Source organism: Paenibacillus flagellatus, from assembly GCF_003217775.1.
GTDB classification, from domain to species: domain Bacteria; phylum Bacillota; class Bacilli; order Paenibacillales; family NBRC-103111; genus Paenibacillus_AB; species Paenibacillus_AB flagellatus.
On the sequence record NZ_QJVJ01000011.1, the window covers coordinates 79040 to 103201 of the forward strand.

23 protein-coding genes are annotated in these 24162 nt (G+C 63.1%); 9 read left to right on the forward strand and 14 right to left on the reverse strand.

Annotated elements, in window-relative coordinates:
* Window positions 1-22: 22 nt before the first annotated feature.
* Window positions 23-3616: a helicase-exonuclease AddAB subunit AddB gene (gene addB / locus DLM86_RS23015; RefSeq protein WP_110842421.1), complete on the reverse strand. Its 3594-nt coding sequence runs from the start codon at window positions 3614-3616 to the stop codon at window positions 23-25.
* 127 nt (window positions 3617-3743) lie between these two features.
* On the opposite strand from addB, the gene DLM86_RS23020 reads away from it, so the two are divergent.
* Both DLM86_RS23020 and DLM86_RS23025 read left to right on the forward strand, forming a co-directional pair.
* Window positions 3744-3974: a cold-inducible protein YdjO-related protein gene (locus DLM86_RS23020; protein WP_110842422.1), complete on the forward strand. Its 231-nt coding sequence runs from the start codon at window positions 3744-3746 to the stop codon at window positions 3972-3974.
* A 189-nt stretch (window positions 3975-4163) separates the two neighbouring features.
* Window positions 4164-4628, forward strand: coding sequence for a YdeI/OmpD-associated family protein (locus DLM86_RS23025; protein WP_158289623.1), 465 nt, complete (start codon window positions 4164-4166; stop codon window positions 4626-4628).
* 311 nt (window positions 4629-4939) lie between these two features.
* On the opposite strand, the gene DLM86_RS23030 is transcribed toward DLM86_RS23025, so the two are convergent.
* From DLM86_RS23030 to DLM86_RS23040, 3 genes are all read right to left on the reverse strand, one after another.
* Entirely contained in the window at window positions 4940-5950 is a 1011-nt protein-coding gene (locus DLM86_RS23030; RefSeq protein WP_110842424.1) for a LacI family DNA-binding transcriptional regulator, read from the reverse strand.
* Window positions 5951-6147: 197 nt separating this feature from the next.
* A complete protein-coding gene (locus tag DLM86_RS23035) occupies window positions 6148-8184 on the reverse strand; it encodes an ABC transporter ATP-binding protein (RefSeq protein ID WP_245954843.1) in 2037 nt (678 codons plus the stop codon).
* Between the two features lie 4 nt (window positions 8185-8188).
* Complete coding sequence (locus DLM86_RS23040; protein WP_110842425.1) at window positions 8189-9946, reverse strand: ABC transporter ATP-binding protein; 1758 nt, start codon at window positions 9944-9946, stop codon at window positions 8189-8191.
* Window positions 9947-10125: 179 nt separating this feature from the next.
* Between DLM86_RS23040 and DLM86_RS23045 the strand changes: the two genes are divergently transcribed.
* From DLM86_RS23045 to DLM86_RS23065, 5 genes are all read left to right on the forward strand, one after another.
* Window positions 10126-10959 carry an aldo/keto reductase gene (locus DLM86_RS23045; protein WP_110842426.1) on the forward strand — a complete coding sequence of 278 codons (834 nt, stop codon included), beginning with the start codon at window positions 10126-10128 and terminating at the stop codon, window positions 10957-10959.
* Between the two features lie 234 nt (window positions 10960-11193).
* A complete protein-coding gene (locus DLM86_RS23050; protein ID WP_110842427.1) occupies window positions 11194-11982 on the forward strand; it encodes a prolipoprotein diacylglyceryl transferase in 789 nt (262 codons plus the stop codon).
* Window positions 11972-13381, forward strand: coding sequence for a radical SAM protein (locus tag DLM86_RS23055; RefSeq protein ID WP_110842428.1), 1410 nt, complete (start codon window positions 11972-11974; stop codon window positions 13379-13381). The genes DLM86_RS23050 and DLM86_RS23055 overlap by 11 nt, the downstream gene beginning before the upstream one ends.
* A gap of 13 nt (window positions 13382-13394) precedes the next feature.
* The gene (locus DLM86_RS23060) at window positions 13395-13841 is read left to right on the forward strand and encodes an HIT family protein (RefSeq protein ID WP_245954845.1); all 447 of its coding nucleotides are present in this window, start codon (window positions 13395-13397) and stop codon (window positions 13839-13841) included.
* Between the two features lie 39 nt (window positions 13842-13880).
* The gene (locus DLM86_RS23065) at window positions 13881-14267 is read left to right on the forward strand and encodes a hypothetical protein (RefSeq protein WP_110842429.1); all 387 of its coding nucleotides are present in this window, start codon (window positions 13881-13883) and stop codon (window positions 14265-14267) included.
* A gap of 12 nt (window positions 14268-14279) precedes the next feature.
* Here DLM86_RS23065 and bshB2 read toward each other — a convergent pair whose 3' ends face one another.
* The 4 genes from bshB2 to DLM86_RS23085 are packed head-to-tail and all read right to left on the reverse strand — an operon-like array spanning window position 14280 to window position 17227.
* The gene (gene bshB2, locus DLM86_RS23070; protein ID WP_110842430.1) at window positions 14280-14933 is read right to left on the reverse strand and encodes a bacillithiol biosynthesis deacetylase BshB2; all 654 of its coding nucleotides are present in this window, start codon (window positions 14931-14933) and stop codon (window positions 14280-14282) included.
* A 26-nt stretch (window positions 14934-14959) separates the two neighbouring features.
* Window positions 14960-15310: a YojF family protein gene (locus DLM86_RS23075; RefSeq protein WP_110842431.1), complete on the reverse strand. Its 351-nt coding sequence runs from the start codon at window positions 15308-15310 to the stop codon at window positions 14960-14962.
* Window positions 15311-15367: 57 nt separating this feature from the next.
* On the reverse strand, window positions 15368-16744 hold the full coding sequence (locus DLM86_RS23080) for a class I SAM-dependent rRNA methyltransferase (RefSeq protein ID WP_110842432.1): 1377 nt from the start codon (window positions 16742-16744) through the stop codon (window positions 15368-15370).
* A 51-nt stretch (window positions 16745-16795) separates the two neighbouring features.
* Window positions 16796-17227, reverse strand: coding sequence for an NUDIX hydrolase (locus DLM86_RS23085; protein WP_110842433.1), 432 nt, complete (start codon window positions 17225-17227; stop codon window positions 16796-16798).
* Between the two features lie 223 nt (window positions 17228-17450).
* Between DLM86_RS23085 and DLM86_RS23090 the strand changes: the two genes are divergently transcribed.
* Window positions 17451-18419: a Na/Pi cotransporter family protein gene (locus tag DLM86_RS23090; RefSeq protein ID WP_110842434.1), complete on the forward strand. Its 969-nt coding sequence runs from the start codon at window positions 17451-17453 to the stop codon at window positions 18417-18419.
* A 34-nt stretch (window positions 18420-18453) separates the two neighbouring features.
* Here DLM86_RS23090 and deoC read toward each other — a convergent pair whose 3' ends face one another.
* From deoC to DLM86_RS23120, 6 genes are all read right to left on the reverse strand, one after another.
* A complete protein-coding gene (deoC, locus tag DLM86_RS23095; protein ID WP_110842435.1) occupies window positions 18454-19152 on the reverse strand; it encodes a deoxyribose-phosphate aldolase in 699 nt (232 codons plus the stop codon).
* Entirely contained in the window at window positions 19149-19583 is a 435-nt protein-coding gene (locus tag DLM86_RS23100; protein WP_110842436.1) for an NUDIX hydrolase, read from the reverse strand. Before DLM86_RS23100 ends, deoC begins: the two co-directional genes overlap by 4 nt.
* An 86-nt stretch (window positions 19584-19669) precedes the next feature.
* Window positions 19670-21019, reverse strand: coding sequence for a tRNA (N(6)-L-threonylcarbamoyladenosine(37)-C(2))-methylthiotransferase MtaB (gene mtaB / locus DLM86_RS23105; protein ID WP_110842437.1), 1350 nt, complete (start codon window positions 21017-21019; stop codon window positions 19670-19672).
* Between the two features lie 5 nt (window positions 21020-21024).
* On the reverse strand, window positions 21025-21789 hold the full coding sequence (locus DLM86_RS23110; RefSeq protein WP_110842438.1) for a 16S rRNA (uracil(1498)-N(3))-methyltransferase: 765 nt from the start codon (window positions 21787-21789) through the stop codon (window positions 21025-21027).
* A 154-nt stretch (window positions 21790-21943) separates the two neighbouring features.
* Window positions 21944-22618 (reverse strand): site-2 protease family protein, encoded by a 675-nt coding sequence (locus DLM86_RS23115; RefSeq protein ID WP_110842439.1) that lies wholly within the window; start codon window positions 22616-22618, stop codon window positions 21944-21946.
* A complete protein-coding gene (locus tag DLM86_RS23120; protein ID WP_110842440.1) occupies window positions 22619-23653 on the reverse strand; it encodes a 50S ribosomal protein L11 methyltransferase in 1035 nt (344 codons plus the stop codon). It abuts the gene before it with no gap.
* 289 nt (window positions 23654-23942) lie between these two features.
* On the opposite strand from DLM86_RS23120, the gene DLM86_RS23125 reads away from it, so the two are divergent.
* Window positions 23943-24155 carry a hypothetical protein gene (locus DLM86_RS23125; RefSeq protein ID WP_110842441.1) on the forward strand — a complete coding sequence of 71 codons (213 nt, stop codon included), beginning with the start codon at window positions 23943-23945 and terminating at the stop codon, window positions 24153-24155.
* The last annotated feature ends 7 nt before the right edge of the window (window positions 24156-24162 follow it).

The following is a 24162-nucleotide window of genomic DNA, read 5'->3' on the forward strand; positions in this document are numbered from 1 at the left end:
GCGGTTATCCTCCCTGTCCTCGCTAGGCGTCGCTATTATGGGCTTCGGAAGCCGGAGCCGCTTCGCCGATCGTCTGCCAAACCGTATCCTTGTCGATCCGGTGCAGCTTCCGGTAATCGTTTCCTTCGAACAGCGGCTCGAACTGGCAAACCGGCTTGTACGGGCAAAACGTGCAGGCGAGCTTCGGCCCCATCCGGAACGGCCGTATGTCGACGCACCCGTCCGTAATCTCCTCGCCGATCCGCCGGATCGTCTTCCGCACGAACCCTCGAAGCTTGTCCCACTGCGGCTCGGTGACGACCGACGACACCTTCTGGAAGCCGCCGTCCGTTTTGAGCGCGACCGGGACGAGCTCCGAATGGCCGCTTCGCTCCCGCAGCGAGCCGTCCATGAGCCGGACCGTCTCCGCATCCTCGAGGACGAGCCCTTTCATTTTGAACCGCTTCAGCATTTGCGCGGCCGCCTCCTCCGGAGACAGCGCGTTTTTGCGGACGAGCAGCGGATTGTGCACGTGGAAGTACAGGACGCCGGCCGGCGTCGCTTTCGCGCCGATCCACCGCTCCGCGTGCGTCAGGACGACGTCGAGATACGTCAGCATCTGCAGCGACATGCCGTAAAACACTTCGGCCAGCCGGAGCGACGTGTCGCTCGACTTGTAATCGATGACGCGCAGCAGCACGCCCTTCTCGCTGTCGGCCCGGTCGACGCGGTCGATCCGGCCGACGATCTGCATCCGGCAGCCGTTGTCGAGCTCGAACTCGAGCGGCGGCAGCGGCTGGTCCGGACCGAAGCCGACCTCGAGGCCGATCGGCACGAATTCGCCGCGCCGGGCGTGAACGCCGAGCACAACGCTGGCCCGGCCGACGATTTGCTTCAGCTTGCGGGCGATATAGCCGTACCGCTTCGAGCTGAGCAAGATTTCGCCCTGCAGCCGCGGCGCCAGCTCGTCCACGACCCGCGACGCCCGCTCGAAGCATTCGTCCGCCGACAGCGCGCCCCAGTCGACGCCTTCGCGCTGAAGCTCGAGCGCGATCCGGCTGAGCGCGGCGTGGAACAGCTGGCCGATGTCCGGCGCGTCGAGCCGGTACACGCGGCGCTCCGCCAGACGCAGCCCGTGCGACGCGAACTGCGAGAACGGGCAAGCGACGAACCGCTCCATCCGCGACACGCTCGCCCGCAGCAGCTCGCCGTACAGCTCCCGGCTGAGCGGCGCGGGCAAAGGCTCCTCGCGGTTCGTGAACAGCAGCGAGCGCAGCGTACGGCGAAGCCGTTCCCGCCATGCCGGTCTCGCGCACATCCAGTTGTAGACGTCCCACCACGACTCCGCGATCGGGACGCCGCGCATCCATTGGCGCAGCTGCACCGCCAAATGCGACAGCGCCTTGTCCGGACGGACCGCGTATTCGTACGGATCTTCGCCGGGCGCTTGTTCTCCCACCGGCGGATCGGTCGCGAGCAGCCGTTCCTTGACCGTCGGGAACATCGTTTTGAACCGCTTCACGATTTCCGACGGCAGCAGCGACTTGCCTTCCTCGTCGGCGAGCGGATAGCTGATCCAGAGCGAATCGGACGGCGTCGTCAGCGCGGCGTACAGCAGGAACGGCTCGTCCAGCAGCTTGCGCCGGCTCCCTTCCGCCAGCTCCAGCCCGGCCTCCGTCAGCCGCTCGCGCTCGGGCTCCGACAAGACGCCGTCCTCCTCCGGCTTCGCCGGCAAGACGCCGTCGTTCGCCCCGAGCACGAACATGTGCCGGACGGCGCCGGATCGCGTCCGGTCCATCGTGCCGACGAGCACTTGGTCGAGCGACGGCGGCACGAGGCCGAGCCGGACGCTTTCCAGGCCGGCGTCGACGAGGCCGGCGAACCGTTCGAGCGACAGCGTCTCGTCGCCCAGCACCTCGACGATCTGGTCGAGCAGATCGACGACGCTGCCCCATACCTGCGCATGCTCGCGCGCCTGCTCGGGCCGGCCGTCGGCGAGACATTCCCGGCTCCACCGCTCCAGCTTCGCCGGCGCGTCGACCGATTCGAGGAACCGGTACAGCGCCTCCGCCATGCCGCGAACCGAATCCGCCTCGCGCAGCCCTTCTTCGAGCGCCGCCAGCGGCTTGACGACGATGCGGCGCAGCCGGTTCATCTCGGCGTAAAACCGTTCGTCCGCGCTCCCCGACTCTTCCTGCACGTCATCGAGCATCGAGCCGACGCGGTACGTCCAGTCGCGCGTCTCGGTCCAGCGCGAGCCTTGGATGCCGGCGGCGAGAACGTAGTTTTCGAGCCGGCACATCGCGTCGCGCAGCCGGGCCGTACGGGCTGCGGACGATGCCGCGTCGTCGTCGCGCACGAGCGGGAACAGCAGATCCGTCTTCACGCAGCGGAACACGGCGTCGTTGCGCCAGTTGCCCGCCGCGACCTCGAGCCCGGAACGGATCAGCTCGACGACGGGGTGGTGAAGCACCGATCGTTTCTTATCGAGGAAGAACGGAATGCCGTAGTCGGCGAACGTCACGGCGAGCAGATCGGCATAGCTTTCCGGGTTGCGCACGGTCACGGCGACGTCGCGCCAGCGGCACCCTTCGTCGCGGACGAGCCGGACGATTTCCCGTGCGACGCCCTCCGCCTCGGCGCGCCGGTTGACCGCCGCGACCAGCTTGATCTCCGCGGTGCCGCCCGGCCCCGACACGCCGCCTCCGAACGGCTTGGCGCCGCGAAATTCGAGCGACCGTTCCACGTGCGCGAGCTTCGGGCTTCGCGCAAACCGCGGCGGCGTGCCTGTGAGCGTCACGGACGGCTCTACGGCCGCCCCGCGCTCCTCCGCGATCCGCTTCAGCCGGACGAGCGTACGCGCCGTCGGGTGGAACAGATCGAGCTCGTCCGGCACGTCCGACGCCCCGTAGTCGCGGTCGACGCACAGGCTGACCGCAACGTCCCGGCTGCACGTCATGAGCTCGCCGATCACCTGCATCTCCTGCGGCGTAAACCCGTAAAAGCCGTCGATCCAGACGCGGGCTTCGCGCGCATAAGCCGATGCGGGCAGCAGCTCCGCGAGCTTCGTCAGCAAATGCTCCGAATCGATATAATGGTTCGATAATCGCTCCTCGAACCGCTTGTAGACGAACAGCAAATCGTTCAGCTTGCCGATCGGCAGGCCGGCTCCGTTCGCCGGGTCGTCGGACCGCTCCGCACCGCGGACGAATTGCTCGAGGCGTTCGGGCGTTATACAGTACCGCCGGAATTCGCCGTACATCCGGTTCAGCCGGTCGATGAAGCCCATCTGGTCGGAACTCGCGCGAAATTCGGCCAGCTCGTCCGCGTAACGGTGCAGCAGCTCGTACAGCAGCATCTTTTTGCCGCTGTCGTCGATATGGACGCGCGCCGTGCCTCCCGCCTCCTGCATGATGCGGAACGCCAGCCGGCGGAAGCTGAGCACCTGCGCGCGAATCGTGCCGCCGAGTCCGGGCGTCGAGACGAGCGCATGCTCCGCCTGGAACGTCGCCTGCTCGGGCACGAGCAAAACAAGCGGAGGGCCATCGGGCTCCCTCCGCAGCAACTCTCTGATATCGTCGAGACAGCGGCTCGTCTTGCCGCTGCCGGAACGGCCCAATATAAACCGGATCGCCATGCCAGGCCTCCTGTATGAAAACAAATGTTCTTATCGTATTGTATCATATTCCGCTGCGGATGTCTGCCCGCATCGGATGATCCCGATCCGTTTTGGGGATGCTGTAGGGCGGGAGGTGTTCGATCCAATGGAGACGGAAATGGACGTCCCGAAGCCGGAGGTCGCCCCGGTACCGATTTGGCGGTGCCGCAACGCCGAATGCAAAGCGTGGGTGCGCGAAGAGCTGGCCGATTCGGCGTCGCCCGCCTGTCCGCTTTGCAAAGGAGCGATGGTGCGAAGCATCAAGCATTTGCCGAAGCTGGTCAAAAAAGCGAAGTCCGCCCGGAAGAAAAAAGACGAAACGTCTTGGCTCCACTGAAGCCGTACCTCGACGGACACGAATGCCGCCTAGCGAGGACGAAGCCGACGGAAACGATCCGTCGGCTTTTCCCGTTATTCCCGCGACGATCGGTTGCGCCTCCCCCGCGGATTCGGAGCTCCGGGCGCATGATTTATGCTATACTTTTCGTACGGTTGTCCCGATCTTTACATGGAAAGGAACGAATATATGCGCCCATTCGAAGCGGTTCTCATCCGCCCCGAAGGCACCGGCACGTGGACCTACGTCAAGGTCCCGTTCAGCGTCGAGCAGGCGTACGGCACAAAAGGCCAATTCAAGGTGAAGGGGACGGTCAACGGCGTTCCGCTGCGCGGCTCGCTGATGCCGAACGGAGACGGCACGCATTATTTGGTCGTCAACCGGTCGGTCCGCGAGGAAGCCGGCGTAACGGCGGGGGACGTCGTCCGGGTGGAGCTCGAGGCGGATCTTGACGAGCGCACCGTCGACGTGCCCGGCGACTTGCTGGCCGCGCTGGACGCCAATGAGGCGGCGGCCGCCTTCTTCGTCAAGCTGTCGTACTCGCACAGGAAGGAATACGTCGAGTGGATCGTATCGGCGAAAAAGGATGAAACCCGTATCCGCCGGATCGGCCAAGCGATCGAGATGATGGCGCAAGGCCGGAAAGCGAAGTAAGCCGAGCCGCGAAACGGATGATTCGCTGACTCCTGCCGGTTTCCGAGAAAAGGAAGCGATGACGACCGCCGAAAACGGACTGGGATTGTATTCGCTCTCCGGCAAATCGCCCTGCCGGAAGGCGCCCGGCTTTCGTCGGTCATAGCGATTGTGCCGCGCCAAAACTTTGGGCTGCTATCCAGCCTTCGTACAGGGAGGTCCGAACGCCTCCAGCATGCATCAGCTGCGCAAGCCTCTGTCAGAACGCCAGAAAGACCGCCGGCGAGGGCGGTCTTTCTCTGTATATTCCCGTACGTCTCGTTCGCCCCCGATTACACCATGCGCGGAAAAGCGGTCGATTCGCGGACGATCAGCTCGGGCTTGAGCACGATCCGCTCCTTCGCCTGCTTCCGGTCGCGAATGGCGCCGATCAGCACATCCATTACTTGCCGGCCGATGTCGGGAATCGGCTGCGATACCGACGTGAGCGGCGGATCGACGATGCCGGCCAATATCGTATTGTCGAACCCGACGACCGACAAATCCCACGGGATCGACAGCCTCCGCTCCTTCGCCGCCTGCACGACGCCGATAGCCAGCAAGTCGTTGAAGGCGAATATCGCCGTCGGCGGCTTCTCCGAGTCGAGCAGCTCGAACGTGCGGCGCTTGCCCGCGTCCGGCGAGGAGGCGCTCTCCGCGACGTAGTCCGGCTCGAAGGCGATGCCGGCTTCCTCGAGGGCGTGCCGGTAACCGCGGATCCGTTCGCTGCCGCTCCGTTGGGCCAAGTCGTCGGACAAAATCGCGATGCGGCGGTGGCCGAGACTGACCAGATGGGACGCGCCCAAATAGCCGCCCATGAAATCGTCGATCAAAACGCTGTCCGATACGACCGAGGGCATATCCCGCGCGACGAACGCGAGCGGAATTTTTTGATCGATCAGCCCTTTCAAGATCGTCTCGTCGCTTAGTCCCGTCGCGATGATGATGCCGTCGACCCGCTTCTGCTTCAGCAGCGTCACGTACGACGCTTCCTTCTTCGGATTGTTGTCCGTGCTGCACATGACGAGGTTGAAGCCCAGCTCCTGCCCGCGGTCCTCCACGCTTCGGGCGAGCTCCGCGAAAAACGGGTTCGCCAAATCGGGAATGAGCAGACCGATCGAGAACGTGCTTTTACCGGTCAACGCCGACGCAACGACGCTCGGCTGATAGTCGAGCTCCTTCATGATCTCGTGGACGCGCTCCCGCGTATCGGCGCTGATCCGCCCCGTTTCGTTGATGACCTTGGAGACGGTCGCGATCGACACGCCCGCCGCCTTCGCAATATCGTATATCGTCGTTTTCATAGAACCGCGCCTCCCCCAAGCACCCGTATGATCGTTTCTCCTATTATAACACTTGCGGGAGCAAATCATAGTCGCGGAAGACGAAAATTCGGTCCGATTTTTCGAAAATTGTACGCTTTTTCATAAGAATGCCCCGGTTAATCGCTTACCTCCGGCAGCCGCCGACACCAAAACCCGCACATCCCGAGGGCGACGGGCTACGTCGCATTCGCGGCGGCGCCGGGCGTCGAGTCGGAGGCGGAAGCCGGCGCAACCGGAGCCGGCTCCCCTTTTTGCAGCCGATACATGTTGAAGTACCGGCCTTGCCGCGCCATCAGCTCGTCGTGGCTGCCGCTCTCGACGATTTCGCCGCGATGAAGCACGAGAATGCGGTCCGCGTCCTTGATCGTCGACAGCCGGTGCGCGATGACGAACGTCGTCCTTCCGGCGCAAAGTACCCGGAGCGCGTTCTGGATCAAGCCCTCCGTCTCGCTGTCGATGCTCGCGGTCGCCTCGTCGAGAATGAGAATCGCGGGGTCGAAGGCTAGCGCCCGCGCGAACGAGATGAGCTGGCGCTGGCCGGCCGACAGCGTGTTGCCCCGCTCCACGACCGGCTCGTCGTAACCGTGCGGCAGCTTCTCGACGAAGCCGCTCGCGCCGACGTCGCGCAGCGCCTTGCGGATCGTCTCGGGATCGATCCGTTCCTCGTACAGCCCGACGTTGAACTTGATGTCTCCCGTGAACAGGAACGGATCCTGCAGCACGATGCCCATATGCCGGCGCAGCGCCTGCTTCGGCATCGCCGTCACGTCCTCGCCGTCGATCGTAATCGTACCGCGCGTCGGCTCGTAGAAGCCGAGCAGCAGGTTCATGATCGAGCTTTTGCCGGAGCCGGTATGGCCGACGAGCGCGATCGTCTCGCCCCTGCGCGCTTCGAGCGAGATGTTGCGCAGCACGTAATCGTCGCCGTTGTAGGCGAACCAGACGCCGTCGAACTTGACGTTGCCCTGCGGCCGAGGCCGATCGGGCGCCGACTCGTCCTCGACCGGCGCCCCCTCCCGGTCGAGCAGCGAGAAGACGCGCTCCGCGGAGACGATGGCGCGCTGGGCGTTGGTCAGCTGATCGAAGATGCCGATGATCGGCTGGAAAATGCGCCCCAAATAGTCGATGAAGGCGTAAAACACGCCGAACGAAATCGCCGTCTCGAGCGACCGTCCGCCGAAATACCAGATGACGCCCGCGGTAAGCAAGCTGCCGGTCAAGCCGACGATGTTCCGGGACGACAGCGAGAAAAGCCGCATCTGCTTGAGCTGGTTCGCGTACCGGTCCTCGTTCAGCGTCTCGAACTCGGCGACGCGGTCCTTCTCCCGGCGGAACGCCTGGATCATCGGCATGACGTTGATCGATTCGTTCAGCATCGCGTTCATGTCGCTCAGCCGCGCCCTCATGACCGTGACGTAGCCTTTCGAATATTTCAGATGGATCGCCATGACGACGACGAAAAACGGAATGAGCAGCAGGCAGAACAGCGCGAGCCGGACGTCAAGCAGGAAGATCGCGACGTAAATGCCGATCAGGTTGACGCCGCTTACGACGAACGTCGCCATGAAGCTCATGAACAGATCGCGGATCGCCTCCGTATCGTTCGCGATGCGGGAGACGACCTGTCCGACCGGCGTATTGTCGAAGTAGCGGACCGAGATGCGGTGAATGTGCGTCATGACGTCGGTGCGCATTTGCCGGATGATCGTGAGCGCGGTCGTCTGGAGCATGTACGACTGTGCGAACGTGAGCAGCCCCGACAGTGCGAGCAGTCCGACGTACAGGACGAGCAGCCGGACGATCGGCGCGAACTCGCGGCTGTACAGCGCCAGCACCTCGTCGTTCGTCAGCCGCGTTCCGCCGGGGACGGAGCCGTCTTCCAGAACGAACGACGTCCCTTCCTGACGAATCGCCACGCGTCTCCAATCCGCCCCGGGCTCCGTGCCGTTCGTCCAATCTTCCCGGACGTACGCTTTGCCGCGAATGTCGACGAACGCGGTACCTTCGGGTACCGCCGACGGCGCCGTCTCGTACCAGCTTTTCGATATGGACAGCAGATGGCCGTCGATAATCACTTTCGCGATATAGGGGCCGGCGAGCTGCGTCCCCACCGCCCCGCACAGCAGCAGAAGGGCGATGACGATTCGCGCCTTGTACAGCATCGCGTAGCGCATCAATCGGCGGGCTACGCCGGGCTTGCGTTCTCGTTCCATCGGTTCACCCCTTCTCCAGCTCGTCCAGCAAATTCGATTCCATCTGCTGGCGGTCGTATTGCTTGCGGTACCAGCCGTTCCGCTCCATCAGCTGCTCGTGCGTTCCGTCCTCCGCGATGCGCCCTTCGTCCAGGACGACGATCCGGTGCGCGTGGCTGACCGCGGAAAGCCGGTGTGTGGCGATCAGCGTCGTCTTGCCTTCGCGCTCGGCGCGGATGCTGCGCAGGATGCGGCTTTCCGTCCTGGCATCGACTGCGGAGAGCGCGTCGTCGAGCACGAGAATTTCCGGGTCGGCGATCAGCGCCCGGGCGATACCGAGCCGCTGCTTTTGCCCGCCGGACAGCATGACGCCGTATTCCCCGATGATCGTATCGAGGCCGTCCTTCATCTGCTTGACGTCGTCGGCGAAAGCGGCCATCTCGACCGCCCGTTCGAGACGATCGTCATCGGCAGCCGGATTGCCGAACCGGATATTGTCCCGGATGCTCTTCGACAGCAGCAAATGCTCCTGCGGCACGTAGCCGATCCAGCTTCTGATCCGATCGGCGGATATGCGGTCGATCGGCGTTTCGGATATGCGCAGCATCGATCCGTCGAGCGGATATTGCCGGAGCAGCTGCTTGAGCAGCGTGCTCTTGCCGCTGCCGGTCTTGCCGACGACGCCGAGCGTCTCCCCTCGTTTCAGCTTGATCGTGACGTCCTTCAGGCTGTCGTCCTCCGCTCCCGGATACCGGAACGTCAACCGGTCGAACTCGATGACGTCCGGCTCGATCGAATCGACGGGACGCTCCGGATCTTGAACGTCGGACGTCTGGCGGAGCGCCGCATCGACCCGGTCGGCCGACGCGCTTCCGCGCTGCAGCACGTTGATGAATTCGCCGAACGAAATCATCGGCCAGATGAGCATGCCGAGATAAATGTTGAACGAGACGAGCTGTCCGAGCGTCAGCTCGCTGTGGAACACCAGGTAGGAGCCGTAGCCGATGCCGATCGCGTAGCTGATCCCGACGATCGTCTGGATGACCGGCTGAAACAGCGAGCCGACGAACGCGACCTTGCGGTTTTTGTCCATCACCTCGCCCGTCACGGCGCCGAACGCTTCGATGTCCGACTTCTCCTGCACGTAGGAGCGCAGCACGCGCAAGCCGGATATCGATTCCAGCGCGTGGTCGTTCATCCGGCCGAACGCGGCTTGCGCCGCCATGAACCGTTTGCGCATCCGCTTGCCGAGCACGTTGATCGCGACGGCCAGAAACGGCAGCGGCACAAGCGCGGCGAGCATCAGCTTGTAGTCGATCAGCGCGACCATCGTGACGAGTACGACGGTCGTGCCGGAAACGGTGCTGACCAGCGTCAGCACGCCGTAGCCGGCCGTGTTGCTGATCGCCAAAATATCGTTCGTCGCGAGCGCCATCAAGTCTCCGGTCCGGTTCCGGTGGAAAAACGACGGCGCCATTTTCGTCAAATGGGCGAACAGCCGGTAGCGGAGCGTCTTCTCGAGCAGGAACGAGTTGCCGAACAGCATGTAAACCCAGACGAAATTCAATACATAAAGCAGCAGCCCGAGCCCGATCAGAAACGATACCGTCCGGGTCAGCTCCGGCCCGGTAAGCGTATCCAGACGGATGCTGTCGATAACGTTTCCGATCATCCGCGGCGGAATGACGTTCAGCACGTTTACGAGCGTCATGAGGACGATCGTCGCCGCGTAACGGGACCAGCGCCGCTTCAAAAACCATTGCAGCTTGACGATAAAATTCACGGAATCACCCCGGGCTCCTCGCCCATACGGAACATATGTTTGCTTTCGCGTCCACTCATTATAACGCAATGTGAATAATGGGTAAAGGCATCCTCCGATTTGATTCGCCCGCTCTACAATGATATCGTAAATGGGGAACGGACAGTCCGTAATCAATCGACGAAACGGAGGATGCATCGATGGCGAAGCATTTGACGGATACGACAACTCTTCATAACGGCGTTGCGATGCCTTGGCTCGGACTCGGCGTCTGGCGGGTGGCGGAAGGTCAGGAGGTGGAGCATTCGGTTCGGACCGCGCTCGAAGTCGGCTACCGCAGCATCGACACGGCGGCCGTCTACGGCAACGAGGAAGGCGTGGGCCGGGCGATTCGCGACAGCGGCGTGCCGCGCGAGCAGCTGTTCGTCACGACGAAAGTATGGAACGCCGATCAAGGCTACGACAGCACGCTGGCCGCTTATGACGAAAGCTTGCGCAAGCTCGGCTTGGATTACGTCGACCTGTACCTGATCCATTGGCCGGTCAAGGGCAAGTACAAGGAAACGTGGCGAGCGCTCGAAAAGCTGTACGCGGACAAGCGGGTCCGGGCGATCGGCGTCAGCAACTTCCACGTGCACCACTTGGAGGACTTGCTGCAAACCGCCGGCGTGAAGCCGATGGTTAACCAGGTCGAGTACCACCCTCGGCTCGCCCAGCGGCCGCTGCTCGCGTTTTGCAAGGAGCATGGCATTCAGATGGAAGCGTGGAGTCCGCTCATGCAGGGCAAGGAGCTGCTCGAGCACGAGCTGTTCGTCGAGCTCGCCGCCAAGTACGGCAAGACGCCGGCGCAGGTCATTTTGCGCTGGGATTTGCAAAACGGCGTCGTGACGATTCCGAAATCGGTCACGCCTTCGCGCATCCGCGAAAACGCCGACGTGTTCGACTTCGAGCTGTCCGCCGAGGACGTCGCCCGGATCGACGGACTCAACCTCGACCGCCGCGTCGGGCCGGATCCGGACAATTTCGACTTTTGAGAAGCCGGGCCCGGTCGCGCCGCCGACCGGGCTTTTTTTGCGTCCGTCCGCTTTCCGGAAAACAGATTTACATTGTACCATGCGGCTTCCGTCCGGCAATGGGAAAAAACGGTTAAAGGCGAAGTCGCCCGGCGGCGGAAACGGTGCGGTTTGAAGCGCTTTCGCGGTGTGCTATAATTTTACATATTCGACGCATGCCAGGCGGCACGCTTCGGCGGACGAAGGAGGAACGGCATGACTTTCCCGCTCTATCTCGATATCGGCTTCGCGAAGCTTCACCCCCACCCCGTCTTCGAGACGCTCGCCTATTTCGTCGGCTTCCGCTTCTACTTGCTGACGCGCAGCAAGGGAGCGATGCCCGCTTCGAAGGCGATCTGGATTATAGTCGCGGCGATTCTCGGCGCCGCCGCCGGCTCGAAGCTGCTGTATTGGCTCGAAAATCCGGCGGAGACCTGGACCCGCTGGAACGACTACGCCTACATGATGGGCGGCAAAACGATCGTAGGCGGCTTGCTGGGCGGCCTGATCGCGGTCGAATGGGCCAAGAAGCGGGTCGGGGTGACGCGCTCCACCGGGGACGACATGGCCGTGCCGCTCGTCGTCGGCATCGCGATCGGGCGGATCGGCTGCTTCCTCGCCGGGCTCGACGACCATACGTACGGCACGCCGACCGGCTGGCCGACCGCCATCGACTTCGGAGACGGGATCCCCCGCCATCCGACGCAGCTGTACGAAATCGTCTTCCTGCTCCTGCTCGGCGCCGGCTTGTCCGTCCTGAGACGAGGCGCGCGGACGGGCGCTTGGCGGCTGCCCGACGGCGCCCTGTTCCAGCTGTTCATGGCCGGCTACTTGCTGTTCCGGCTCGCGGTCGACTTCGTCAAGCCGACGCCGCATCCGTTCGCCGGGCTGAACAACGTCCAGCTCGCCTGCATCGCCGGTCTCGTCTATTACGCATGGCTGCTGCGCCGATGTCCGGCGCATGCATCAGCCGCAAAGGAGAGCGCCTCCCCTTATGCCGAATAACCGCCCTTATTTGTTTTACGAGCTGACGAACAGCATCTGCTCCGTCTGCCTCCGCAAAGTCGAGGCCAAGATCGTCATCGAGGACGAGCGCGTCTATATGCTCAAGACGTGCATGCGCCACGGCCGCGAGAAGGTGCTGATCGCTAGCGACGCGGCGTACTATAAAAAGTGCCGCGAGTTTTTGAAGCCGGCGGAAATGCCGCTCCGCTGGAATACGCCGGTCCGCTACGGCTGCCCGTACGATTGCGGCTTATGTCCGGACCACGAGCAGCACAGCTGCCTGACCCTCGTCGAGGTGACGGACCGGTGCAACCTGCAATGCCCGATCTGCTACGCGGAATCGTCCCCGCATCGCGAGTCGTTCCGGTCGCTCGAGCAGATCGAAGCGATGCTGGACGCGATCGTGCGCAACGAAGGCGAGCCCGACGTCGTGCAGATCAGCGGAGGCGAGCCGACGATCCATCCGCAGTTTTGGGACATCCTCGACATGGCGAAGCGAAAGCCGATCAAGCATCTCATGGTGAACACGAACGGCATCCGTATCGCCCAAGACCGGGAATTCGCCCGGCGGCTGGCCGACTACATGCCGGGCTTCGAAATTTACCTGCAATTCGACAGCTTCGAGGCACACGCGCTGCGGGAGCTGCGGGGCGCCGACCTCCGCGACGTTCGCCGACGCGCGGTCGAGCATTTGAACGAATTCAACGTCTCGACGACGCTCGTCGTCACGCTCAAGAAAGGGCTGAACGACGCCGAGATCGGCGACGTCATCCGCTACGGGCTGAAGCAGCGCGCCGTTCGGGGCGTTACGTTCCAGCCGATCCAGGCGGCGGGACGCACCGAGAAGTTCGATCCGGCGACGGACCGGCTTACGCTGAGCGAGGTGCGGCGGCACATTATCGACCAATCCGGCGTCTTCCGGCCGGAAGACATCATTCCGGTGCCGTGCCACCCGGACTGCTTGGCGATGGGCTACGCGCTCAAGCTCGGAGACGAGGTCGTGCCGCTGACCGGGATGATCGATCCGAACGTGCTGCTCGAGGGAGGACGGAATACGATCGTGTTCGAGCAGGATACGTCGCTCAAGGACCGCATCTTCGAGCTGTTCTCGACCGCGCACTCCCCGTCGTCTTCGGCGCTGTCGCTCAAAAACTTGCTCTGCTGCCTGCCGATGGCGGCCGTGCCCGATCATATCGGCTACGATAACGTGTTCCGGGTCATCGTCATGCAATTTTTGGACGCCTACAACTTCGACGTTCGTTCGGTCAAAAAGTCGTGCGTCCATATCGCCCACCCCGACGGGCGGATCATTCCGTTCGATACGTACAATTTGTTCTATAGAGACGGTCGCGAGGAGATGCTGAATACGATTCGGGAAGAAATCGCTCCCGCCAAGTGACGGCGGATCGATTATGAATTCTTTTACGGAGGGGGAATTCGCGGAGATGAAACCTTGCCCGTTTTGCTGGCCGCTCGTGAAGCGCGAGGCGATCGCCGTCGGCGAGCATTGCGTGACGGTCCCGAGCGTCGATCCGATATTGGCCGGCTCCTGCATGATCGTGCCGAAGGCGCACCGCGAAACGGTGTTCGACTTGACCGAGGAGGAATGGGCCGATACGTACCGGCTGCTTGCGGAGGCGAAAGCGCGCATCGATCGGGAGTGGAGCCCCGACGGCTACAACGTCGGCTGGAACTGCATGCCTGTCGGAGGACAGACGGTGCCACACGCGCACCTGCACGTCATCCCGCGGTTCCGCGACGAGCCGCTCGCCGGGAAAGGCATCCGCCATCATCTGAAGCAGCCGTCGAACCGGCGCACCGCGGGGCCGGCCGCGAAGTCCGACGCCGGCGAACGCTGAGTCGGGCCCGCACGAACAATCCGAAAAGGAGCGAGAACGATGCCTGACCGTGATCCGAGCGATCCGAACGTGCCGAACCGTCCGAACGATCCGAACCATTCGAGCGAGCCGAAGGAAAGCGCGCCTCCCCCGGAGACGGAGATCGTCGATACGAGCGCCCCGCCGCCTGACGACAAAGGCCGCAAACCGTGGAAGGGCGGCAAAGTATGGGCCGGGATCGGGCTCGTGGCGCTGCTGCACCTGCTTTTGCTGGCCGTCCCGGTCGCCTTCTTTTTCATCGGCGTCGCCCAAGTCGTCTACGTCGTCCCCGCCCTGCTCTGGTTCCGCAAAGACCCGGCCATGATGCAGGGTATTCTGATCGGCGCAGGCATAACGTTTTTGTTGAACGCGGCGTGCTTCGGCATCGTCCTGTTCAACTTCTCCTGATCGGCGACGCCTTCAGTCGAACCGGTACGTCCAAAACCGCTCGCGGCTCCACCGGCTGCGGGCTTGCTCGTCTTCCTTCAGCAGGATGCCGGACATATGCTGAAACTGGGAGCGGTGCGCCTGCAGCGCGTACCGCTTCAGGTCGGCGAACTCGGAGACGTCGACGACGGTATCCGGCTCGCCGAGCGCTTCCTCGCACCCTTTCGCGAACGCGACGCAGAGCACCCGCGGCCTCGCCTCCTTCGGCATCCCGGCGACGGCGGCGATGACGGCCGCTCCGCATGCGTCATGATCCGGGTGCACGCTGTACCCGGGATAAAACGTAAAAATCACCGAAGGATTCAGCTCCTCGACGACGTCTTGGATTCGCCGGACGAGCGCGTCCCGGTCTTCGAACTCGATCGTTTTATCGCGATACCCCCACATTCTGACGTCCGCGATGCCGATCCGCCGGCACGCCTCCTCCAGCTCCTGCCGGCGGATCGATGGCAGCGTAACCCGATTCGCGAACGGCGGAACGCCCATATTCCGCCCCATTTCGCCCAATGTGAGACAGACGTACGTGACCGGCACCCCGTCCCGGATTTGTCCCGCGACCGTCCCCGTCATACCGGTTTCGTCGTCGGGATGCGGAAGCACGATTAAAATATGCCGCTGCCGTTCCATGTTCGCTCCCCCTTTTCCTCGTCCCATTAAAACGGTTCCCGGCCGAGCTGCAGGCCGACGACCAGCTTGCCTTCCGCGTCGTGGCCCGCCAGCAGCAGCCGTTCGCCGCCTGCGTCATACTCCCAATGGGTTAACCCTTCGGAGTATACCCAGCCGTTGTTTGTCGTCTTTAATCCGACCCGGTACGGGCCGCTTCCGGCAATCGTCCCTCTCGTATACCGGACAATGGCGTTGGTCATGAAGGTCGACGCCGTAAATTTGGCGCTGTCCAGATGGGAGGCGTAGGCGCCCGTCGTCATTTCCAGATGCAGGTGCAAATCCCTGTCCTTCAACGCTTCCAAAACGCGCTGCACGTCTTGCGGTGTTATCGGCTCCATGCCGTCCCCTCCCTTTCGGTACCGTTCGTATGCTTCATGCGATGTCCGCCCGCGCGATTAACGGGAACGGACTTCGAAAATGGCGAACTTCAAATAATCGCCTTCGTCCACGCCGAGCAGACGGGGATGATCGTAGCCCGCGCCGCGGAACTCGATAAGCCGCAGCACTTTGCGCGCATCCGTCGCCGCCGCTTGAATCGTTTCCAGGAACAGGTCGGGACGCACGTGGTACGAGCAGCTCGCCGTCACGAGAAAGCCGCCTTCGTTCACGAGCTTCATCGCGTGCAGGTTGATGTCTTTGTACCCTCGGCAGGCGCCTTCGACGGCTCCCTTGTTTTTGGCGAACGCGGGCGGATCGAGAATGACGACGTCCCATGTCCGTCCGACCGCGCCGAGCGGCTTCGACGTATCGACCTTGCCGCCCGTCTGGCCCGCGGCGGCGCGCGTCCGGCGCTCCTCGACGCCCTTCACCTGCTCGCGCAAATAATCGAACGCGTCGGCGACGACGAACTCCACCCGCTCGGCGAACCCGTTGCGCTCGACGTTCCGCTTCGCCGTCTCGATCGCGTGCTCCGAGATGTCGAGGCACGTCACCTTTTTCGCGCCGGCGCGGCAGGCGTTGATCGTGAAGCTGCCCGTATGCGAGAAGCATTCGAGCACGGTCGCCCCGTCCCAATACGGGAACGTGACCGGCTTGCCGTTGGCGTTGACCGGCACGAGCCGCTTGCCGCCGTCCGCCTCGTCCTCCCGCTCCTCCAGCCGGATGCCGCTCCGATGGCCCCAGCCGGTCATCAGCTTGCCGATCGAAGCGCGGTTTTCCCTCTGGTCGAAAAAGTAGCCGGTTTTTTGCCCTTGCTCGATGTCGACCTCGATGCGCAAACCGTTCTCGACGATGTCCACGTAACGCGGGCAGTCTCCGTAGAGCGGTCCTTTGCGCTGCTCCAGCCCTTCCAGCTCGCGAACCGGCACGTCGCTCCGCTCGTAAATGCCTCGCGGGCGAAGCAGCTCCGCCAGCACGTCGACGATGACGTCCTTGCGCCGCTCCATGCCGAGCGACAGCACCTGCACGACGAGCACGTCGTCGAACCGGTCGACGACGAGACCCGGCAGGAAGTCCGCCTCCCCGTAGACGAGACGGTAGGCGTTCGTATCCGACACGAACCGTTCGCGATGCTGCAGGCAGCGTCCGATCCGTTCGGCGAAAAAGGCGCGGTCCATCTCCTCCAGCGGCGAATAGGAGACGACGCGAACCCGGATTTGCGAATTCGGGTTGATGTAGCCGTAGGCGAGCGTTTGCCCCGTATGGGTCGTCACCGCCACGATGTCGCCGGGCTCGAATTCGCCCTGCACGCTTTCGATTTCGTTCGCGTATATCCACGGATGGCCTTGCTCCAGCCGTTTTTTTCGTTTGCGGTCCAGTATGACCGATGCCATAAACGTTCCTCCACCGTTGTCGTTATTGGCGGCGGCGCCGGACGAGCGGCGTCACCATCCGAAGCTCTCGAACCAGATGCGATCGTGGTTTCGCGCAAGGGCGCTCTTGACGTATGGGATGACCGTCTCCGGCAAGTCGCCGAGGGGAAACCATCTCAGCTCCTCGCATTTGTGCGGCTCCTTGTTGACGATATCGCCCTTCCACGATTTCACTTTCAAGTAAAAATCGATCCATTCCGAAGACGTGTTTTTACGGTGCATGACGCCGACCACGTCGATCCCCGACGGATCGATGTCGACGCCCGCCTCCTCGCGCGCTTCCCGGATCGCCGCGGACACGACCTCTTCCGCCCCGTCGATCCGGCCGGCCACGACGCTCCACATGCCGTCCATAAAGCCCGTATTTTTCCGTTTCAGCAGCAGCACTTCGTCGTTGCGGTAAAACAACACATGTACCGAGCCGTAAAAAATCGGTTGTCCCACGTTCTCCCCCCGTACGACTCCTGTCGGCTTCCGAACAGGACCCGAATGTGCGCCTCTGGCCGACTTTTCCCCCAGTCGACCTTTTATATAAGGTACCTTCTTCGCCGGCCGGCACGTTTCTTCCGCTCCGGCCGGTCCCCGCCATCGCCTCTCTCGCCCTGCTTGTCATGCCCGTCCTTCGCCGCACATAACATGTACAAACGGCACCAAAAAGGAGACTCGCATGATCGCGTCTATCGTCCTCCCGATGCTGGTCGGACTCGGCATCTTCCTGACCGGCATGAAAGTGATGGAGCTCGCGCTCCACCAATGGGCCGGCTCGTACTTGACCGGACTCGTCGAACGTTTCACGCGCACGCCGGTACGCGGCCTGCTCATCGGCACCGGCGTAACCGCCGTCCTGCAAAGCAGCAGCGCGATCACCGTCATTACGATCGGACTCGTCAACGCCGGCATCATGACGTTCCCGAAAACGCTGGGCATCATCCTCGGCGCGAATATCGGCACGTGCATTACGACCGAGCTGATCGGCCTCAACTTGACGAAGCTGGCCTTCCCGCTGCTGCTGACCTCGGGCTCGGTCTGGCTCGGCACGCTGCTCCCATGGGGCGGCTTGCGCTCGTACCGGCTGCATCGCACGCTGCATCATATCCGCTCGCTTTCGCTGGCGGTCAGCGGGTTCGCCTCCGTCATACTCGGCGTCGAGGTGATGCAGACGATCGTCCCGGCGCTGCAGTCGCGCGGGCTGTTCGGCTGGTTCGTCGAGCACGCGCAGCGCAGCGTGCTGTGGGGCGTCGTCGCCGGCGCCGTGCTGACGGCGATCATCCACAGCAGCGCGGCGACGATCGCGATGACGATGGGACTCGCCGCCGTCGACGCCATCCCGGTCGAGGTCGGCATCGCCATCGTGCTCGGCGCCAACGTCGGCACGTGCGCGACCGCGCTGCTCGCCGGCATCGGCGGCAGCCGGAACGGGCAGTTCGTCGCCTGGTCGCATATCGCGCTCAACGTAGGCGGCGCCCTGCTGTTCCTCCCGCTGCTCCACGTGCTCCATGAGGCGTCGGCGCTGCTCTCCTCCCGGCCGTCCGGGCAAATCGCCCATGCGCAGACGATCTTCAACATCGTCAGCTCGCTCGTCGCGCTGCCGCTCTGCTACTTGCCCGCGCTGCGGAAAGTCGGGGAGCGGCGGTAGCCGTCCAACGCGCTCCGTCCTCCCGCGTCCTCGCTCAATAGCCGGCCGAGCCGCCGCCGGCGCCGCTTACGATCGCCACGCCGGAGCTCGTGCCGAGACGCGTCGCCCCGGCCTCGATCATCGCGATCGCGGCCGCCCGGTCGCGTACGCCGCCCGACGCCTTCACCTGCACGCCCGGCGATACCGCCGCCCGCATCAGCCTCACGTCTTCGACGGTCGCTCCGCCCGGGCCGAAGCCGGTCGACGTCTTGACGAAGTGCGCTCCGGCTTCTTCCGCCAGCCGGCAAGCCGTCCGCTTCTGGTCGTCGGTCAAAAAGCCCGTCTCCAGAATGACCTTCACGATCGCCTTGCCCTTCACCGCCTCGACGACCGCGCGGATATCGTCGCGAACGTACGCTTCGTCGCCGGCGAGCAGCGCCCCCACGGCCAGCACCATGTCGATGTCGGTCGCTCCGAGCTCGGCGGCGCGGGCCGCCTCGAACGCTTTGACCTCCGGTAACGACGCTCCCAGCGGGAAGCCGACCACAGCGCTGACACGGACTCCGCTCCCTTCAAGCGCCTTCACGCAACGGGACACCCATCCGCCGTTCACGCAGACGCTGTAAAAGCCGAAACGCCGCGCCTCGTCGCACAGCTTGTCGACCGCCTCGGCCGTCGCGTCCGCCTTCAGCAGCGTATGATCGATATAAGCCGCAAGCTTGGCCGGATCGAAACCTTCCGTCTTCCCGCTCATCGTCCATCCACCTCGATATGTAAAGTGTCCAGTGCCTTGCGCAGCACCGAATCGTTATTGCCGTAGCCCGACGACGTCTGCCGCTTCCACGCCTCCGCGGGATCGAGCCATTCGACGCCGCGAATTTCCTCGACCTGCGCCTGCAGCTCGCCGCCTTCGGCTTCGACCAAATAGTAATGAACCTCCTTGTCGACAACCCCGTGCTCGGCATGCGTATATTGATAGTCGACTTGCTCCAGCTTCGCGACGATCCGGCCGACGATGCCCGTTTCCTCGCGAATTTCCCGCAGCGCGGTTTGCTCGATCGTCTCGCCCGGCTCCATCTTGCCCTTCGCCAGCGTCGTCTTGCCGTAGCGGTCCTGGATCAGCTGAATTTCCGTCCTGCCCTCGCGTGTGCGATAGACGACGCCGCCCGCCGATATTTCTTTCATCGCTCGTTTCACTCCCCCGAACAGAATGCAAGAAGGATTTCGCGCTCCGGCCGTTCGGGACGGAGGACGAAATCCTGTCTTGGTCATTACCCGTTAACCGCCGCCTTGCGGACGATCGGCTCCACGACGCGCACGAAGTCGCCGCGGCTTTCGTTGACGCCCGCTTCGGTCAGCTTCACCTTGCAAATTTGACCGATCATCTCTTCCGAGCCCGGGAAAACGAGATTGATATAGTTGTCCGAATAGCCCATGAGCAGGCCGCCGTCCGGCGCACCCTTGTACGTCCGCTCCGGAATGACCTCCAGCACGTCGCCGACATACCGCTGCGCGTAAGCGAGCTGCATCCGTTCGGACAGGTCGATCAGCTCGTGGACGCGCTCGTTTTTGATCTCCTCGTCGATCTGGTCCTCCATCCGCGCCGCCGGCGTCCCCGTCCGCTTCGAATACGGGAACACGTGCATTTCCGCGAACTGCATCTGCTCCATGAACCGATAGCCGTTGCGGAACATTTCCTCGGTCTCGCCCGGAAAGCCGACGATGACGTCCGTCGTGATCGCGACGCCCGGCATCGCGCGATGGAGCTTCTCGATTTTCGCGCCGAATTCGGCGGTCGTATATTTGCGCCGCATGCGCGCCAGCACCGCATCGTCGCCCGCTTGAAGCGGCACGTGCAGATGGCGGCACATTTTGTCCGACGCGTTCAGCACCTCGATCACCTTGTCGGTAATTTGACTCGCCTCGATCGAGCTGATGCGGATCCGGCTCAAGCCGTCGACCTTGTCGAGATCCCACAGCAGGTCCGCCAAGCCGTAATCGCTCATGTCTTCGCCGTAGCCGCCCGTATGGATGCCGGTCAGGACGATTTCCTTATAGCCCGCCTCCACCAGCATATGCGCCTGCTTGATGACGCTGTCCGGCTTGCGGCTGCGCATGAGCCCGCGAGACCAAGGAATGATGCAGAACGTGCAGAAGTTGTTGCACCCTTCCTGGATTTTCAGAAAAGCGCGCGTCCGGTCGGCGAAATCCGGCACGTCCAGCTCCTCGAATTCGCGCGTCTTCATAATGTTGCGCACCGCGTTGATCGGCTGGCGCTGCTCCTGGAACTGCTTCACGAGCGGGATGATTTGGTCGCGGCTTTGCGTGCCGATGACCAGATCGACGCCCGGTATCGCCATAATTTCCGCGGGCGACGTCTGCGCGTAGCAGCCGGTGACGGCCACGATCGCGTCCGGATTGCGGCGCACGGCGCGGCGAATGATTTGCCGGCTCTTTTTGTCGCCCGTATTCGTGACGGTGCACGTATTGATGACGTAGACGTCGGCCGTCTGCTCGAAATCGACCTGCTCGTAGCCTTCGTTTTTGAACAGCTGCCAAATCGCTTCCGTATCGTAAAAATTCACTTTGCAGCCCAACGTATAAAACGCGACTGTCGCCATCGGCGTTATCCTCCCATCTCTCCGGTTTCGTATAACAGGCACGTCAAGCCGACCAGTCCGGCCGTCTCCGTGCGCAAAATGCGTCTGCCGAGCTTGACGGACACGCAGCCGGCCTCCTCGGCCTCGCGCGCCTCCCGTTCGGTGAAGCCGCCTTCGGGTCCGATCACGAGCATGACGCTCATGCCGGCCGCTCCGCCGCCTCTCGCCGCTATCGCGCGCACGACCGCGTCCTTCAGCATCGTGCCGTCTTCCTTCTCGTAGCAAAAAAACGCCGCGTCCGCCTCGCGGACGAGCTGAAGCAGCTGCTTCCACGACCTCGGCGCGTCGACGGCGGGCACCCGGTTGCGGTGCGCCTGCTCGGCGGCTTCCTTGGCGATTTTTTGCCACCGCTCGAGCCGCTTCGTCTCCTTCTTCGCGTCGTACTGGACGACGGTCCGTTCGGACAGAAACGGAACGAAGCGAACCGCGCCGATTTCCGTTCCTTTTTGCACGACCGTCTCGAGCTTGTCGCCCTTCGGCAAGCTTTGCGCGATCGTCACGGCGATGCGCGGCTCCGCCTCCATCGGCAGCTCCTCGACGACGCGAAGCCCGATCCGGCCTTTCCCGATCTCGGTCACTTCGGCGAGCGCCTCCCGGCTCGCTCCGTCGCTCGCGATCAGCTTATCTCCCGCCTTCGCCCGCATGACGTTGGCGATGTGATGGGCGTCGTCGCCGTCGACGAACAGTTCGGTGCCGGACCATTGCTCCGGCGCCACGAAATAACGCTGCATATCGAATCCCCCCGCAGGACGAGCTTCCTTGCGCCGTCCGGCCGCCTGCCGGGAGAGCCCTCCTTCGAATCGTATAGGCTATGAGGCCAACTACCATCATACATCGTTTATTGTCGAATTTCTACTACCCGACATTGGAAGCGGATCAATCCGGCTATATGACGAACGAAACGATCCGGCTCATGCCGTAGATCAAGTCCCCTCCGATTGCGAACAGCGGCTGAATCGTCACCCGGTTGAGCGGAGGGATGAACACGAGCAGCAAAAAGACAAAAATGCCCCATTGTTCATTTTGCGCCATTTTCATCCGGATATGCGACGGCGCCAAATCCTCGATAATCCGGTAGCCGTCGAGCGGCGGCAGCGGGATGAGGTTGAAGATGAACAACACGATGTTCAGCTCGATCAGCCGTCTCAGGAACAGATCGACCGCCTTGACGACGCCGACCGAAGCGTTGTCCAGCACCCCGGTTCCGGCGAACACGTGGTACAGCACGACGCCCACGAACGCCAGCAGCAAGTTGCTGAGCGGGCCGACCGCCGATACGACGATGCCCATGAGCCGCGGATGCTTGAACCGCCCCCGGTTGACGGGGACGGGCTTCGCCCAGCCGAAGCCCGCGATCAGAATGAGGATCGTGCCGAGCACGTCCAGGTGCGCGCGCGGATCGAGCGTCACCCGCCCCATCTGCTTCGCCGTCGGGTCGCCGAACTTGTACGCCGCATACGCGTGCGCGAATTCGTGAATCGTAAAGGCGAGCACGAGCACGATCAGGATGAAAGGAAGCTCCTCCAGCGGATAGCGCAAAAAGCTGTTGATCCCGTCCACCTACAGCGTCACCTGCCGTTTCTTCGCGACGAAGGCGACCCAATCCTGATCCCGTTCCTTGCGCTCGATCGCGAAGCCGGCTTCGAGCAGCCCTTTCTCCACGTCGTCTTCCTTGTTTTTGTAAATGCCCGAGGCGATGTACGTTCCCCCCGGCTCCAGCACGTCGTAGACGTCCCGGATGAACAGCAGGATGATTTCCGCCAAAATATTCGCCACGACAAGCCGGACGGGCAGCTCCACGCCGAGCTCTCCGGCATTCGCTCGAGCCGGGGCCGTCTCCCCGCGGGCCGTCGCGGCCTTTGCCAGCCCCGCTCCTTGCAGGACGCCGAGCAGATCGCTCTCCTTGATGACGATCGTATGCTGGAGCCCGTTCAGCCGAACGTTCTCCGTTGCGCTCGAGACGGCGACCGGATCGAGGTCGAGCGCCAGCACCCGCCGGGCGCCCAGCTTCGCCGCCGCGATCGCGAGCACGCCGGAGCCCGTGCCGACGTCGATGACGTCGATGCCGGGGACGACCTCCTTCTCCAGCGTCCGCAAGCAAAGCGCCGTCGTGGGATGCGTCCCGGTGCCGAACGCCATTCCCGGGTCGAGCTCGAGGACGATTTCGTCCGGGCTCTCCGGCTCGTACGTTTCCCAGGTCGGCTTGATCGTCAGCCGCTCGGACAGCCGCAGCGGCTTGTAATACTGCTTCCACGAGTTCGCCCAATCCTCCTCGTCGACTTCGCGGGTTTTGACTTCCGCGGTGCCGACGTCGTAACCCAGCTCGTCTCGAACGAACCGGACGTGCTCCATCAGCCGCTCGATCAACGCCGGCACGTCGTCCGGCTCGGCGAAATACGCCTGCACGACCGCCTCCCCTTCCGGGATATCGTTAAGCGGAAGCTCGTACCATTGACCGAGCGACGTGTCGCGCTGCTTGTTCAGCGTGCCCGACTCCTCGATCGTCACTCCTCCCGCATTCATGTCGTGAAACGCGTTCGCGATCAGCTCCGCGACTTCCTCGCGCGTATGTATCGTAATTTCTTGCCAGCGCATCGTACGATTCCTCCCGTATCCTTGCTTCGAACGTCAGCCAATCCTATCCATTGTACACCATATCGGGATCGCTAGTAAAACGCGCCGCGGCGCGTTACGGGGGGCCGGGCGGCTTCGGAGCGCTTGACGGCGAGCGTCGGGGGCTGCGCATCCGAATACGCATCCGCGCATGCACAGCTGTGAACGAACGAGCGAACGCGCGGACGATACGAGCCTATCGTTCGCCGCCGTCCTCTGGTACAATGGTAAGGACTCTAAAGTCCAAAGCCCGCAAAGGAGAACGAACGAAATGCTTCGAAACCGGAAGCTAATCACCGATCGCGATTTCCAGGAAGCGCTGGAGGCGGAGACGTCCGTCCGCGTCTTCCGCGACGACCATATGATCGATTCCGGCGGGGTCATCATCCGTTTCGACGAATCGACCGTCGTCGTCCAGTCCGGGGTTAGCGAGCTCGCCTATCACCCGCGGGAGACGTGCGAATTTTTCGAGATGAAAAAATAAGGATCGT

Excerpts from the sequence above, each read along its gene's own strand:
- DLM86_RS23055 (WP_110842428.1), top strand. The coding sequence starts at position 11,972 with ATGCCGAATAACCGCCCTTATTTGTTTTACGAGCTGACGAACAGCATC.
- DLM86_RS23060 (WP_245954845.1), top strand. The coding sequence starts at position 13,395 with ATGAATTCTTTTACGGAGGGGGAATTCGCGGAGATGAAACCTTGCCCG.
- DLM86_RS23075 (WP_110842431.1), bottom strand. The coding sequence starts at position 15,310 with ATGGAGCCGATAACACCGCAAGACGTGCAGCGCGTTTTGGAAGCGTTG.
- DLM86_RS23045 (WP_110842426.1), top strand. The coding sequence starts at position 10,126 with ATGGCGAAGCATTTGACGGATACGACAACTCTTCATAACGGCGTTGCG.
- DLM86_RS23110 (WP_110842438.1), bottom strand. The coding sequence starts at position 21,789 with ATGCAGCGTTATTTCGTGGCGCCGGAGCAATGGTCCGGCACCGAACTG.
- DLM86_RS23125 (WP_110842441.1), top strand. The coding sequence starts at position 23,943 with ATGCTTCGAAACCGGAAGCTAATCACCGATCGCGATTTCCAGGAAGCG.
- mtaB (WP_110842437.1), bottom strand. The coding sequence starts at position 21,019 with ATGGCGACAGTCGCGTTTTATACGTTGGGCTGCAAAGTGAATTTTTAC.
- DLM86_RS23050 (WP_110842427.1), top strand. The coding sequence starts at position 11,194 with ATGACTTTCCCGCTCTATCTCGATATCGGCTTCGCGAAGCTTCACCCC.
- DLM86_RS23020 (WP_110842422.1), top strand. The coding sequence starts at position 3,744 with ATGGAGACGGAAATGGACGTCCCGAAGCCGGAGGTCGCCCCGGTACCG.
- deoC (WP_110842435.1), bottom strand. The coding sequence starts at position 19,152 with ATGAGCGGGAAGACGGAAGGTTTCGATCCGGCCAAGCTTGCGGCTTAT.
- DLM86_RS23030 (WP_110842424.1), bottom strand. The coding sequence starts at position 5,950 with ATGAAAACGACGATATACGATATTGCGAAGGCGGCGGGCGTGTCGATC.
- addB (WP_110842421.1), bottom strand. The coding sequence starts at position 3,616 with ATGGCGATCCGGTTTATATTGGGCCGTTCCGGCAGCGGCAAGACGAGC.
- DLM86_RS23035 (WP_245954843.1), bottom strand. The coding sequence starts at position 8,184 with ATGGAACGAGAACGCAAGCCCGGCGTAGCCCGCCGATTGATGCGCTAC.
- DLM86_RS23100 (WP_110842436.1), bottom strand. The coding sequence starts at position 19,583 with ATGAAAGAAATATCGGCGGGCGGCGTCGTCTATCGCACACGCGAGGGC.
- DLM86_RS23065 (WP_110842429.1), top strand. The coding sequence starts at position 13,881 with ATGCCTGACCGTGATCCGAGCGATCCGAACGTGCCGAACCGTCCGAAC.
- bshB2 (WP_110842430.1), bottom strand. The coding sequence starts at position 14,933 with ATGGAACGGCAGCGGCATATTTTAATCGTGCTTCCGCATCCCGACGAC.
- DLM86_RS23120 (WP_110842440.1), bottom strand. The coding sequence starts at position 23,653 with ATGCGCTGGCAAGAAATTACGATACATACGCGCGAGGAAGTCGCGGAG.
- DLM86_RS23090 (WP_110842434.1), top strand. The coding sequence starts at position 17,451 with ATGATCGCGTCTATCGTCCTCCCGATGCTGGTCGGACTCGGCATCTTC.
- DLM86_RS23080 (WP_110842432.1), bottom strand. The coding sequence starts at position 16,744 with ATGGCATCGGTCATACTGGACCGCAAACGAAAAAAACGGCTGGAGCAA.
- DLM86_RS23025 (WP_158289623.1), top strand. The coding sequence starts at position 4,164 with ATGCGCCCATTCGAAGCGGTTCTCATCCGCCCCGAAGGCACCGGCACG.